Origin of the sequence: Pseudomonas sp. B21-040, assembly GCF_024748695.1 — a bacterium.
GTDB lineage: Bacteria > Pseudomonadota > Gammaproteobacteria > Pseudomonadales > Pseudomonadaceae > Aquipseudomonas.
The window spans coordinates 4,483,147-4,496,063 of sequence record NZ_CP087176.1; the positions used below are offsets into that span (position 1 = coordinate 4,483,147).

The window sequence follows — 12,917 nt, forward strand, 5'->3', positions numbered from 1 at the left end:
CTGCAGCCGCCAAATACTCGAACCACTGAAACAAAAAAGGCGCCAGACTGTTAAATCTGGCGCCTTTCGAAATATGGGGTGGACGATGGGGATCGAACCCACGACAACGGGAGTCACAATCCCGTGCTCTACCAACTGAGCTACGCCCACCATATTGCCTGTCAAAGAAGCCAAACAACCTCTTTGTAAACCCCAACCACGCCAATCGGCATGAATGAAGCTTTATTTGGTGCGGATGAAGAGACTCGAACTCTTACGCCTCGCGGCGCTGGAACCTAAATCCAGTGTGTCTACCAATTCCACCACATCCGCATTGAAGCCTTTAAAGCAAAGGCGCCAGACTGTTAATCTGGCGCCTTTCGAAATATGGGGTGGACGATGGGGATCGAACCCACGACAACGGGAGTCACAATCCCGTGCTCTACCAACTGAGCTACGCCCACCATATTGCGCTACTTGTGCCAAAGCTGCCTAATGGCGCACCCGGCAGGACTCGAACCTGCGACCATCCGCTTAGAAGGCGGATGCTCTATCCAGCTGAGCTACGGGCGCCTTGTTAGCTGTAACCTTGGAGGACTACAAACTAAGTGCTTTCCAGTCTTGCGGAATCGTAACTCCGTTCGACCTTCCCAACCAGTGCTAGGCTGTGCCCGACAAGTGCGACGAATAGTATAGAGCCCCCCGGAGGTCGTCAAATCCTTTTTAAAAAAAATTCATTTAATTAAAGGAGTTAGGGGAATTTGCAGACCAAGCGCCTTTGCCCTCACCTCATGACATGCGAGAATGCGTTCTCTTTTTTTCCCCTCTCGATGGTTAATCACGCGCAATGACTGCACAACTAATCGACGGCAAATCGATCGCCGCCAGCCTGCGCCAGCAGATCGCCAAACGCGTTACCGAACGTCGCCAGCAAGGTCTGCGCACGCCGGGGCTCGCGGTGATCCTGGTCGGCAGCGATCCCGCCTCTCAGGTTTATGTCTCGCACAAGCGTAAAGACTGTGAAGAGGTCGGCTTTATCTCCCAAGCCTATGACCTGCCTTCCGAAACCACTCAAGAAGCACTGACCGATCTGATCGATCGTCTGAACGACGACCCGGCAATTGACGGCGTTCTGCTTCAGCTTCCTTTACCGGAACACCTGGACGCCTCCAAATTGCTGGAGCGCATTCGTCCGGACAAAGACGTCGACGGCTTCCACCCTTATAACGTCGGTCGCCTGGCCCAACGTATTCCGCTGCTGCGCCCCTGCACCCCTAAAGGCATCATGACCTTGCTGGAAAACACCGGTGCCGATCTCTACGGGATGGATGCCGTGATTGTCGGCGCGTCCAACATTGTTGGCCGCCCGATGGCGATGGAGTTGCTGCTGGCCGGTTGCACCGTGACCGTTACCCACCGCTTCACCAAGGATCTGGCTGGCCATGTCGGCCGCGCTGACCTGGTGGTGGTTGCTGCTGGCAAGCCAGGCCTGGTCAAGGGTGAATGGATCAAGGAAGGCGCGATCGTGATCGATGTCGGCATCAATCGCCAGGAAGACGGCAAACTGGTCGGCGACGTAATCTACGAAACCGCCCTGCCCCGTGCTGGCTGGATTACACCCGTACCGGGCGGTGTTGGCCCGATGACCCGTGCCTGCCTGCTGGAAAACACGCTGTACGCGGCCGAAACCCTGCACAGCTAAGTGACAAAGCAGACGTAAATGGCCAATCAAGAACCCCGCTACTGGCGGGGTTTTTTTTGCCTGCAGAAAAAGCCTGACCACCTGCCGGAAAATGACATATTTTTCATGTTTCCAAACACTTTCATCTCTTACTGGAACAACCATCGACAGTTATTCAGCCATACTCCAGAATGTCGCGCTTTTTACGAAATAGCCCGTTACAAAACGGCTTATCAACACATAATGAGTCTGCCAGCGTGAAAATCCGTCTTTCGATCCTGAGCCTATTTTTTGCAGTTACAGGGACTTTCATCACGCCAATCGCCAACGCTGGCGATACGACCGCCGCGCCTCGAGATGCAACACATCTCAAACTCGCGTCGGGCAGTTCATTAGTCATGGATATGCAGACCAACAAAATCATCTACGCCAGCAACCCCGACGTGGTGGTCCCTATCGCTTCCGTGAGCAAGCTGATGACGGGCCTGGTCGTGGTTGAAGCGCGCCAGAACATGGACGAAATCATCAACATCAACATCAGTGACACCCCGGAAATGAAAGGGGTGTTTTCCCGGGTCAAGCTCAACAGTGAGATGCCACGCCGGGAAATGCTGCTGATTGCGCTGATGTCTTCGGAAAACCGCGCGGCGGCAAGCCTGGCCCACCACTACCCGGGTGGCTATGCGGCATTCATTGCCGCCATGAACGCCAAGGCCAAGGCACTGGGCATGACCAACACCCACTTCGTTGAGCCGACCGGTCTCTCCCCGCACAACGTGTCCACCGCTCGCGACTTGAGCAAACTGCTGGTCGCAGCGCACAAGCAACCGCTATTGACCGAACTGAGTACCACCAAAGAAAAAATCGTGTCGTTCCGCAAGCCCAACTACAGCCTGCAGTTCCGCAATACCGACCACTTGGTGCGCAAAGACGATTGGGACATCCAGCTGACGAAAACCGGCTTCACCAATCAGGCGGGTCACTGCCTGGTGCTGGTCACCAGCATGGGTAACCGCCAGGTTGCGCTGGTCATCCTCGACGCTTACGGCAAGTACACTCACTTTGCCGACGCCACCCGTATTCGCAATTGGGTCGAAACCGGCAAAGGCGCAGACGTGCCGTCGGTGGCCTTGCAGTACAAGTCTGACAAGAACCTCAAGCAACGTCAGAGCGGTGTGATTGAAGCCTCAAAGTAAACCAGCGCTCCCAAAAACAAAGCCCCGAAAAATCGGGGCTTTTTTTGTCTGAGGGTTAATCGTTGGGCAGCGGCATCTGATCGTCGTCAGGAATACCGTCCCCCTTGCTCGGGTCTCTCCAGCCCTCAGGGTGCGCTTTTGGCAACACCGGCCGTGCCAAAGGATCGCGCAGCGGGCTGTTCGGATCCATCACAGGGTCCGTCGCGGTCCCTTCGGGGGTTGTAGGAACGCTGTCCGGACGCTTGTCGTCGAAACTCGAATCGGTAGACATAGGCACCTCATCAGGGCTCAGGGTTTCAGATCAGCCAAGGGGTCGTAAGGCTTCGCTGGTGCCTTGGGATTGTCACCTGGCTTCACGTCCCTGGGTGCCTTGGCCGGACCGATGGGATCGACCTGGGGATCGGCGAGGTCTGGCGAATCGGGATCGAAACCCAGCTCATCGCCCGAAGAATGCTCAGACGAATGCGGGCCGACAGGGGTAGTGGAATGTGCCATGGGCGCCTCCTTGGTACGGCCCGGACAAATCCGGGTCCTGTCCTTTAGAGAGCCGCTGTGCACGGCAGTGCCCTGCAGAATGACGAACGGAGACCTACTGCGCCGTCAGGGCCTTTTTTGCCCGCGCAGCTGCTTGCTCCTGACCGGCCTGCCCCAGCTCATTGGCCGCCTTGAGCCAACGCTGCTGATCGACGTTGGTCGGAATCTGATCCGGCTTCAGGATCAGCACGGCCCAGCCGCCAGCGTCCTTGAATGACGATTCAAACGAACTGAAACTCATCAAGTCCCGACGATTCATCCCCGCGCGCAGCAACACGGTCTGCTTCTTACTGTTGTATCCAGCGAGAATGGCGTAGCGCGGCTCAGCCCAGAGCGCCGTACCTTCGGTGAAACGCACCATCACCGGATAGCCGGCGGCGACCTGAGTCAGCAGCGCGGGCAAAGTGTTGTCGAGGGGGTAAACCACCATCCCGTACTCTCGGGCCAGGTTCTGCATGTTCTGCTGTAACTTGTCTTCGGCGCCCGGCAAATGCAGGGGCTTTTCCAGCAAGCCAGGGGTAATGACTATGCCCTGTTGCGCCAACAGGCTGGCCAGCACTTGCGGTCCACTTTGAAAGGCTTGCCCGCGGTAGAACGTACCACTGAGCTCCACCCGCTCCGGCAGACGCTTGATCTCAGGTGCGACGCTCCCGGCGCACCCCGCCAATCCGGCAACGCAGCCAACGATCAGTGCTGCCGTTCGAATTCGAGAAAATACCCGCTCCATGTTCACTCTCTGTTCAGGCGCCAGGCACCACACTCCCGGCTTGGCCGTCGATCATAGGACGACGCGCGGTGCCGGTATAGCTTTAACCGGCAGTTGCGCGCATTCGATAGAGCGAACTCGTTAGTGACAGGCGACCTTTGGTCAATTGTCTGACACACAGCACCGACTAGACTGACAGTTGCAAAGCGTGTGTGCCCGATGCAGGGCAAAGAGGAGGCACGATGAGCCTTGTTATGACGATCGTGATGTTGATTTCCGGCTGGCTGGCCGTTGCCGCCGCCATGTTGTGGGGAGTCCTGCGCATTACCCGACGGCACCATCACCACCCGGTGCAATCAGCGCCTGTGGCCAAAAGCGAAAAACCAGCTGAGCATCACGCCACCGTGCACTGATCGGCCTATTTCAGCCTTCAAAAAAAAGGCCGCCTGAACACTCAGGCGGCCTTTTCGTTTATTGCCAATTAAGCTTCAGTCGCTACGCGCTTCTGCCTGGCGCGGCGGGACATCATGTTCAAGCATTCAATCGTGGCCGAGAACGCCATGGCCGCATAGACGTAGCCTTTCGGTACGTGGGCGCCGAAGCCTTCGGCGATCAGCGTCATGCCGATCATGATCAGGAAGCCCAGCGCCAGCATCACCACCGTCGGGTTGTCGTTGATGAACTTGGCCAATGGATCAGCCGCCAGCAACATCACCAGGACCGACACCACCACCGCAATGATCATGATCGGCAAATGCTCGGTCATGCCGACAGCGGTAATGATGCTGTCGATGGAAAACACCATGTCCAGCATCAGGATCTGACCGATCGCAGCCGCAAAGCCCAGGGTCACAGTGGACGTCGCCGATTTCGGATCTTCCGGCGCCGGGTCCATGCTGTGATGGATCTCGGTGGTCGCCTTCCACAACAGGAACAGGCCGCCGGCAATCAGGATCATGTCCTTCCAGGAGAACGCATGGCCGAGAACTTCGATCACAGGCGCCGTCAACTGGACGATGAACGCAATGGTGCTCAGCAGTGCCAGGCGCAGGATCAACGCCATGCCGATACCAATACGGCGGGCTTTCTGTCGGTGCTGCTCAGGCAGCTTATTGGTCAGGATCGAGATGAAGATCAGGTTATCGATGCCGAGCACGATTTCCATCACCACCAAAGTAGCCAGGGCGACCCAGGCGGTAGGGCTTGCAGCAAGTTCTAAAAGGTATTCCATGGGTCAGTCCTGACTCGTATTAGACGTTAGATTTCCTGGGATTGGGCTTTGTCTTTCTCTTCACCCGATGACTCTTTTTTGCTGATAACACCGTTAGTGGCGTCGCTGAGCGCTTGTTTGGCGGCTTTGTGGGTCTCGTCAATCGCCTGTTTGGCGCTTTCGGCAGCCTTGCCCATCAGTTGCTGAGCACTTTTTTCCGCCTGGTCGCAACCGGCCAACAGCAGTAAAGACGCGAACAGCACAGCCGTGGTTTTAAGCTTCATGATGTTTCCCTCGTTAGAACAAACGGCACCAAAACGATGGCCCGTTGATAGCGACGCATTCTAGGGAGACAAACACTTCAGGAAAATTCGTATTTTTAGCGGTTATACTTCGATTTTTACGAACTGTAGACCGCGATGCTCAACTATCGGCAATTGCATTACTTCTGGGTGGTAGCCAAGACCGGCAGCATCGTGCGCGCCTGCGAGCAGCTCAACCTGACACCACAGACCATCAGCGGGCAGATTTCCCTGCTCGAACAAACCTACGGCATCGAGTTGTTTCGACGGGTCGGCCGACAGCTTGAACTCACCGAGGCGGGCCGTCAGGCCCTGCCCTACGCCGAGCAGATGTTTCAGTTGGGCGGTGAACTGGAGTTGATGCTGCGCGCACAGCCCAACGAGCAGCAGATTCAATTTCGTGTGGGGGTCGCGGACGTCGTGCCCAAGTCGATCGTCTATCGGCTGATCGCGCCGACCATGGAGCTGAGCGAGCCGCTGCGCATCACCTGCCGCGAGGACAAGCTCGAGCGGTTGCTCGCCGACCTGGCAATCCAGCGCCTGGACATGGTGATTTCCGACAGCCCAATGCCCTCGCACCTGGACATCAAGGGCTATAGCCAGAAACTCGGGGAATGCGGGATCAGCTTCTTTGCCACGGCGGAACTGGCCGCGCAGCACGGTCAGGATTTCCCCCGCGGCCTGCACGGCGCGCCGCTGTTGATTCCGGGGCCGGAAACCGTGGTGCGCAACCGCTTGCAGCGCTGGTTCGCCGAGCAGCAAATCCAGCCGCGCATTGTCGGCGAGTTCGACGACAGTGCGCTGATGCAGGCTTTCGGTCAGTCCGGCAGCGGGATCTTCATCGGCCCGAGCGTGATTGCCGATGAAGTGAAACGCCAATGTGGCGTGGAGTTGATTGGCCAGACCGACGCCGTGACCGAGTCGTTCTACGCCATTTCAGTGGAGCGCAAGGTCAAGCACCCCGGCATCGTGGCGATTACCGAAGGCGCCCGACGCCAGTTGTTTACCGACCTTTCAACCGTCAGGCGTAAATCTCACGAGGCTTGAAGGTCATCAGCGCAATGGCCAGCAGAATCGAAGCAAGGATAAAACCGGCCGCCGCAAAACCAAGGCCTTGCAACCCGACACTGTCGATCACCCGGCCGCCAACGATCGCGCCCAGGCCGATGCCGAGGTTGGCCCCGGCAATGTTCAGCGACGCGGCGAACGCCGGGGCCTCGGGCGCCGCCTTCATCAGGCGCACGTGGCTGACCAGGAACAGCGCCGCCTGAGTCACGCCCCAGATACCCATCGCCGCCGCCAGACCGAGGGGCGAATGGATATTTGGCACCAGCGTTACCAGGCCGGAAATCATGAAGGCGCAGAACATCATCGAAGCGATCAGCGGATGGCGATCCACCGCGCGACCGCCCAGCGAGTTACCGATCAGCCCGACCGCGCCAAAGCCCATCAGAAACCAGCCGACCACCGTGCCGTTGAAACCGGCCAGGCGCTCAAGAATGTCCGCCAGGTAGGTGTACGCGGTAAACATCCCGCTGAAGACCACAATCGACAGCAGCACGTGGCCGAGCATCAGCGGGCTGCGCAGGATTTTGAATTGCGAACGGAAACTCACCTGATGCTGATGCAGATCGGTTTTGGGCAGGTAAATGAACAGCAGCAAGGCTTTGGCAAAGGCAATGACAGCGAGAATACCGAAGGCACTGCGCCAGCCGAATGCATCGGAAATCAGCGTGCCCACCGGAATGCCGAACACCGTGGCGCAGACAATCCCGAAACCGATCTTGGCGATGGCCCGCCCGGCGTAATCGGGGCCGACGATATCCACCGCCGTCTCGCTGGCCAGGGCCCAGAACACCGGCAACCCGAGCGCAGGAATCAACCGGGCAAATGCCATCACCCAGATATTGGGCGCAAAGGCCGCGAGGGTATTGGCCAGACCGAACATGATCAGCACGCTGATGAACAGTTTACGGCGCTCAAACCTGGCGAAGTAGGCAGTCAGGAACGGCCCGAAGGCAGCGACGGTGAAGGCAAACAACGTCACCAGCAAACCCGCTTGCGGGATCGAGACGTCCAGGTCCCGGGCAATGGCCGGCAACAGGCCAACGATGACGAATTCCGTGGTCAGCACCGTAAAACCGGCGGCGGACAACAGAAGAATGGGCAACAGCATGCAGAGCTCCAGAAAACGACGACACCAGCGATAGCCCGAAGGCCCACTGGCAACTTGAAAGTGAGGATGGCGAATCTTAACAGAGTGATTCAAAACAGGGTTGCACGAACCTGCCTATCTCGTTGAACGCCATAGCGTCAGTTGGTCACAGGTCTGAAAGAACGGTCCTGCGCTGTGATAAAGTCCGCGCCCTGCAAAATGTACACCCTGTGGTTAATGCCGATCAGTTAAACCAAAACGCAATTTTTGTAGCCGCTGGCGAAGCCTGCGTTCGGCGGCGCAGCCGAACGCAGGCTTCGCCAGCAGCTACAAATCGTGTGATGGCTGACTGATCGGCATCACACCCCTTTCCGGTTTCCCGCCTGTGGCCTGCCCCCGTTTATTGCCGCAAACCTGCGAAACCTTGCACTTATAAAAAATCAGAGATGCTGTTTATGACTGCTTCATCCCCTTCTCTATTGCAACGCCTGAAACGCACCAGCCTGGTGACGCAAATCGTTATCGGCCTGCTCGCCGGTATTGCCTTGGCCCTGTTCGCGCCTGAAGTGGCGAAGTCCACGGCGTTTATTGGCAAAGTCTTCGTCAGCGCATTGAAAGCAGTCGCGCCGATTTTGGTGTTCGTGTTGGTCATGGCCTCGATTGCCAACCATAAACACGGTCAGGAAACACATATCCGGCCGATTCTGTTCCTGTACCTGCTGGGGACTTTCGCTGCCGCGGTGGTCGCCGTCGTGGCCAGCATGATGTTCCCGTCGAGTCTGGTGCTGTCCACCCAGGACGTCGCGGTGACGGCACCGGGCGGTATTGGCGAAGTCCTGCAAAGCCTGCTGCTGAGCGTGGTTGATAACCCGATCAGCGCACTGATGAACGCCAACTTCATCGGCATCCTGGCGTGGGCGATCGGCATGGGCATCGCCATTCGCCACGCCGGCGACACCACCCGCGAAGTACTGGGTGACTTGTCCAATGGCGTGACCGTGATCGTGCGCGTGGTGATTCGCTTCGCCCCGCTGGGGATCTTCGGCCTGGTGTCCTCGACCCTGGCCACCTCCGGTTTTGGTGCCTTGATCGGCTACGCACACCTGCTGGCCGTGCTGCTGGGCTGCATGCTGTTCGTGGCGCTGGTGATGAACCCGCTGATCGTGTTCTGGAAGGTGCGTCGCAACCCTTATCCGCTGGTGCTGACCTGCCTGCGTGAGAGCGGCATTACCGCGTTCTTCACGCGCAGTTCGGCGGCGAACATTCCGGTCAACCTGGAGCTGAGCAAGCGCCTGGGCCTGCACGAAGACACCTACTCGGTATCGATCCCGCTGGGCGCGACCATCAACATGGCCGGCGCGGCGATCACCATCACTGTGTTGACCTTGGCAGCCGTGCACACCTTGGGCATCGCCGTGGACATTCCGACGGCCATTCTGCTGAGCGTCGTCGCAGCGATCTGTGCCTGTGGCGCTTCGGGCGTGGCCGGCGGTTCGCTGTTACTGATTCCGCTGGCGTGCAGCCTGTTCGGCATTCCTAGCGAAATCGCCATGCAGGTGGTGGCGGTCGGTTTCATCATTGGTGTATTGCAGGATTCGGCGGAGACCGCGCTGAACTCCTCCACGGACGTGCTGTTTACCGCCGCGGCGTGCCTGGGCGAAGAACAGAAAGCCGAGCGTTTGGCCTGACACAAACCCTTGTAGGAGTGAGCCTGCTCGCGATAGCGTTCAATCATTCAACATAGATGTCGCCTGATACTCCACCATCGCGAGCAGGCTCACTCCTACAGGAACCGTGGTGTAGCTGATAAATGCGTACACATGAAAAAGCCCCCGCAGCCTAAGGCTCCGGGGGCTTTTTTGTACCTGGACGGTTTAGAACGCGCCCATGAAGTCGCGCTTGCCCACTTCCACACCGTTGTGACGCAGCAATGCGTAAGTGGTGGTGACGTGGAAGAAGAACTGCGGCAGGCCGTAGGTCAGCAGGTAAGCCTGGCCACTGAAGCGCTTCTCTTTAGGGGTACCCGGACGGGTAACGATCTCGATGCCTTCCTTGCCGTTGATCTGCTCCGGCTTGATCTCGCCGATGAAGGCCAGAACCTTGGCGATCAGTGCTTGCAGCTCAGCGAAGGTGGTTTCGGTGTCGTCGTACTTCGGCAGCTCGATTTCGGCCAGGCGCGAGGAAACGCCTTTGGCGAAATCAACGGCGATCTGTACCTGACGCACCAGCGGGAACATGTCCGGGTACAGACGTGCCTGCAGGAATGCGTTCGGGTCAATGTTCTTGGCAGTGGCGTGGGCTTCGGCCTTGTTCAGCACATCGCTCAGGGCATTGAGCATTTGCTTGAAAACAGGAACAGAAGCGTCGTACAGGGCGATGGTCATGGCAGGTCTCGTGTGGTGACAGGAGGGAAACGTCGGCCGATTATAGCCATGCGCAGCCCTCCTCCGACCGCTCTTTTTAAGCGGCGATCAACGGCACTCGCCACCCAAACGCACAAGGACCGCACCCCGTTCCGGTTTCAGATAAGGTTTGACCGCGCCAACGGCGCACGACACCAGGTTCTGTAGCTCTGGCTGGAGCGGCTCCTGCATGAACAACAACCCCGCGGGCCGGGACTCTCCCTGCAACTGCTCCACCGTCAACGCAGCAACCGGCCGGCCCAGGTAATAGACCAGACGGATATCCGGCTCGCCGAGCGTGTAGGCTTTTTGGCCCGGTTGCCCTGCGGCCAATGTCGCGACCTGTTCCAGGCCAGCGACCCGGTGAGCCAGTACCCGCGCTTCAACGAACATGTAGAACACAACGAACCCGGCCAGCATCACGTAGGGTACAACGGCCAGGACCGTGCGCCAGCGCCCCTTCAGATCATCGAGCACTGCCGCCCAGTGCATGGCCAGCAGCAACGCCATGGACGGGTAAACCGGCAACAGGTACTTCCCGTGCTTTTCGGTGAACATCGAGAAAACCAGCAGCGGCAGCAGCGTGCAACACAGCAGCATGGCCGCTTCACGGCGCGAGCGGATCATTGCCCAGAACTTGCGCGGCTGCACAAACACAATCAGCCAGAATGGAAAGAAATCACCGGCCAGGTACAGCAGATACGCGTACCAGGCCTCGGCGCCCTGCCCGTCAATCTTCTTCACGATGTCTTCGCTGATGATCGACGCCCAGATGCCCCAGCCCTGACTTACCGACACCGCCACGTACCAGGAACTGCCCAGCACCACGGCAATCAACCAGCCCCAACCGTCACACAGGTAAGCCTTGGCCCGCGCATCGCGGTAGATCAAGGCGTACGTCAGAATCGGCGCCGTCACCCACAACAGGCACACCGGGCCTTTCGTCAGCAGTGCACAGCCAAGAAGGACGTAGCTGAGGCGGCGCCAGACATCCCGGCCCTGCAGGAAGATGAACTGCCACGCTGCCAGCAATGCGCCAAAGCACAGCAGGGTCAGCAGCATTTCGATTTCAGAGCGGCGGGCGAACAGACTGAAAGCACCGTTGGCGGCCAGAAACACCACGGCGAACAAACCGACCTGGCGCCCGGCCTGCCTGACGCCGTACCAATACGTGCCAAGGCAGCACAACATCGCGGCCAGCGCCGACGGCAGGCGCACACTCCACTCGGACAAACTGCCCAGCACGGCCGTCGACACCAGGCCCGCCCAATAGAAAAACGGCGGTTTGGACAGGTACAAATCGCCGTTCATGTACGGCAGCAACCAGCTCCCCGCTTCGCGCATTTCCCGCACGGTGACAGCGCGACGAGCCTCGTTGACACTGAGGAACGGCACGCTGCCCAATCCCCAGAAAAACAGCAGCGCAATGGCGATCGCCGCAAGTAACGTGATATTCCGGGTCGATAACGATCCGCGCATGACCTACTCCTTCAGGCTTTTGCTTTTGGCGATCAACTGCAAATTGCGAAAATAGACGATTGAACCGAAGGCCTGCCCGACAATGAACACCGGGTCCTCACGGTAAATGGCGTACGCGAGCAACAGGGTGCTGCCGACGATGCTCAGGTACCAGAAGCTCACCGGGATCACGCTGCGTTTTTTGTACTCGCTGTACAGCCACTGCAGGATAAAGCGGCCGGTAAAGGCGATCTGGCCAATAAAACCGACTGCCAGCCACATGGCTTCGCGGGAAAGATTCATCCTTCAATCTCCTGCGCATGGGTGTTCAGGCGCGTGCGTTTGATCAGCCACCAGACGCCGATCAGGTCGAGAATGCCCACTAGGGCGCGGTCGAGATTGCCGTACTTGGACACCCCGGCGGTGCGCGGTCGGTGGTTGACCGGATGAACGATCATTCGGCCGTTATGGCGCTGGATCAGCGCCGGGATATAGCGATGCATGTGGTCGAAGTACGGCAGGCGCAAAAACGCCGCACGCTCGATCAACTTCAAGCCGCACCCGTGTCCGGGTGGAATCCTTGAGCAGGCGACTGCGCAGGCCGTTGGCGAAACGCGAAGCCCAGCGCTTGCTCGCGGTATCACGGCGATTGACCCGGTGCCCGGCCACCAACTGTACATCGACGCGTCCCGGCTCACCGCGCACCAGCGCCAGCATACCGGGGATGTCCGCCGGGTCGTTTTGCCCGTCGCCATCGAGTGTGGCCAACCACTGTCCACGCGCCTCGAACGCCGCGTGGTAAAGCGAAGTGCTCTGCCCCAGCGAACGTTCATGGTGCAGGATGCGCAATGCGTCCAGCCCGTTGTGCCGCATTTGCCGCAGTTCGTGCAAGGTGGCATCGGTGCTGCCATCGTCAACGACGATGATTTCGTAAGCCTCATCGGCCAACGCCACGCGGATTTCCTCAAGCAGTGGCCTGAGGTTGTTTGCTTCGTTTTTGGCTGGAATCAGTACAGATACAAAAATGTCTTGGTTCATGGAGTCTCTCTCGCCTTTATTGGTTTTTTGTAAGCAGAGGCGAATGAAGGTGTCGTACACCGAGTGACTCGATGCATGGGGCAGAAGTTCGGGGGCGATACAGCCAATGACCACAACGCCGTGAATGGCGCGCGCGACGTCGCGCGAGCCCGCATAAGGTGCCCGCGCATTTGTAAAAAAGTCGTTAATATTTCATTTAGGTTTCGTCATCGTTATGGCGCAGGCACAACGAATTCAGTTGCCATTGGCGCTCGCC

Annotated in this window: 14 protein-coding genes, 4 tRNA genes and 1 pseudogene; 5 read left to right on the forward strand and 14 right to left on the reverse strand. The window is 58.4% G+C overall.

The genetic code is table 11. The features are described 5' to 3' along the window. Window positions 1-74 precede the first annotated feature (74 nt). The 4 genes from LOY55_RS20460 to LOY55_RS20475 form a co-directional block, all read right to left on the reverse strand. Window positions 75-150 (reverse strand) — tRNA-His (locus LOY55_RS20460). 77 nt (window positions 151-227) lie between these two features. Beyond that, window positions 228-312 (reverse strand) — tRNA-Leu (locus tag LOY55_RS20465). A 55-nt stretch (window positions 313-367) separates the two neighbouring features. After that, window positions 368-443 (reverse strand) — tRNA-His (locus tag LOY55_RS20470). Between the two features lie 32 nt (window positions 444-475). Further along, window positions 476-552: transfer RNA gene (locus LOY55_RS20475), tRNA-Arg, on the reverse strand. A gap of 274 nt (window positions 553-826) precedes the next feature. Between LOY55_RS20475 and folD the strand changes: the two genes are divergently transcribed. Both folD and pbpG read left to right on the forward strand, forming a co-directional pair. Continuing rightward, a complete protein-coding gene (gene folD / locus LOY55_RS20480; protein WP_258666525.1) occupies window positions 827-1,681 on the forward strand; it encodes a bifunctional methylenetetrahydrofolate dehydrogenase/methenyltetrahydrofolate cyclohydrolase FolD in 855 nt (284 codons plus the stop codon). A gap of 236 nt (window positions 1,682-1,917) precedes the next feature. Further along, on the forward strand, window positions 1,918-2,856 hold the full coding sequence (gene pbpG / locus LOY55_RS20485) for a D-alanyl-D-alanine endopeptidase (RefSeq protein WP_046032568.1): 939 nt from the start codon (window positions 1,918-1,920) through the stop codon (window positions 2,854-2,856). Window positions 2,857-2,911: 55 nt separating this feature from the next. Here the strand turns inward: pbpG and LOY55_RS20490 are convergent, their stop codons facing one another. From LOY55_RS20490 to LOY55_RS20500, 3 genes are all read right to left on the reverse strand, one after another. Next, window positions 2,912-3,127 (reverse strand): hypothetical protein, encoded by a 216-nt coding sequence (locus LOY55_RS20490; protein ID WP_223522523.1) that lies wholly within the window; start codon window positions 3,125-3,127, stop codon window positions 2,912-2,914. 17 nt (window positions 3,128-3,144) lie between these two features. Further along, the gene (locus LOY55_RS20495) at window positions 3,145-3,351 is read right to left on the reverse strand and encodes a DUF6021 family protein (RefSeq protein ID WP_027925384.1); all 207 of its coding nucleotides are present in this window, start codon (window positions 3,349-3,351) and stop codon (window positions 3,145-3,147) included. Between the two features lie 94 nt (window positions 3,352-3,445). Then, a complete protein-coding gene (locus LOY55_RS20500; RefSeq protein WP_223522522.1) occupies window positions 3,446-4,117 on the reverse strand; it encodes a peptidase C39 family protein in 672 nt (223 codons plus the stop codon). A gap of 221 nt (window positions 4,118-4,338) precedes the next feature. On the opposite strand from LOY55_RS20500, the gene LOY55_RS20505 reads away from it, so the two are divergent. Then, window positions 4,339-4,509, forward strand: coding sequence for a hypothetical protein (locus LOY55_RS20505; protein ID WP_175648988.1), 171 nt, complete (start codon window positions 4,339-4,341; stop codon window positions 4,507-4,509). 68 nt (window positions 4,510-4,577) lie between these two features. Here the strand turns inward: LOY55_RS20505 and LOY55_RS20510 are convergent, their stop codons facing one another. Together LOY55_RS20510 and LOY55_RS20515 are read right to left on the reverse strand one after the other, a co-directional pair. After that, a complete protein-coding gene (locus LOY55_RS20510) occupies window positions 4,578-5,327 on the reverse strand; it encodes a TerC family protein (RefSeq protein ID WP_077431770.1) in 750 nt (249 codons plus the stop codon). A gap of 26 nt (window positions 5,328-5,353) precedes the next feature. Next, window positions 5,354-5,590 carry a hypothetical protein gene (locus LOY55_RS20515; RefSeq protein WP_223522521.1) on the reverse strand — a complete coding sequence of 79 codons (237 nt, stop codon included), beginning with the start codon at window positions 5,588-5,590 and terminating at the stop codon, window positions 5,354-5,356. Between the two features lie 135 nt (window positions 5,591-5,725). Here LOY55_RS20515 and nhaR point away from each other — a divergent pair, with 135 nt between their 5' ends. Then, the gene (gene nhaR / locus LOY55_RS20520) at window positions 5,726-6,655 is read left to right on the forward strand and encodes a transcriptional activator NhaR (RefSeq protein ID WP_046032573.1); all 930 of its coding nucleotides are present in this window, start codon (window positions 5,726-5,728) and stop codon (window positions 6,653-6,655) included. Here nhaR and LOY55_RS20525 read toward each other — a convergent pair. Further along, window positions 6,630-7,784 (reverse strand): MFS transporter, encoded by a 1,155-nt coding sequence (locus LOY55_RS20525; RefSeq protein WP_223522520.1) that lies wholly within the window; start codon window positions 7,782-7,784, stop codon window positions 6,630-6,632. The genes nhaR and LOY55_RS20525 overlap by 26 nt on opposite strands. A gap of 434 nt (window positions 7,785-8,218) precedes the next feature. On the opposite strand from LOY55_RS20525, the gene sstT reads away from it, so the two are divergent. Continuing rightward, window positions 8,219-9,451: a serine/threonine transporter SstT gene (gene sstT, locus LOY55_RS20530; protein WP_109786668.1), complete on the forward strand. Its 1,233-nt coding sequence runs from the start codon at window positions 8,219-8,221 to the stop codon at window positions 9,449-9,451. Window positions 9,452-9,637: 186 nt separating this feature from the next. Here sstT and LOY55_RS20535 read toward each other — a convergent pair whose 3' ends face one another. The 4 genes and pseudogenes from LOY55_RS20535 to LOY55_RS20550 all read right to left on the reverse strand — a co-directional run bounded on the left by LOY55_RS20535 (window position 9,638) and on the right by LOY55_RS20550 (window position 12,661). Continuing rightward, complete coding sequence (locus LOY55_RS20535; protein WP_046032575.1) at window positions 9,638-10,147, reverse strand: DUF1993 family protein; 510 nt, start codon at window positions 10,145-10,147, stop codon at window positions 9,638-9,640. Window positions 10,148-10,234: 87 nt separating this feature from the next. Beyond that, a complete protein-coding gene (locus LOY55_RS20540; protein ID WP_109786647.1) occupies window positions 10,235-11,644 on the reverse strand; it encodes a glycosyltransferase family 39 protein in 1,410 nt (469 codons plus the stop codon). Between the two features lie 3 nt (window positions 11,645-11,647). Then, window positions 11,648-11,926, reverse strand: coding sequence for a lipid-A-disaccharide synthase N-terminal domain-containing protein (locus LOY55_RS20545; RefSeq protein ID WP_109786648.1), 279 nt, complete (start codon window positions 11,924-11,926; stop codon window positions 11,648-11,650). After that, window positions 11,923-12,661, reverse strand: a pseudogene (locus LOY55_RS20550) (glycosyltransferase family 2 protein). The gene LOY55_RS20545 and the pseudogene LOY55_RS20550 overlap by 4 nt, the downstream one beginning before the upstream one ends. Window positions 12,662-12,917: the final 256 nt, after the last annotated feature.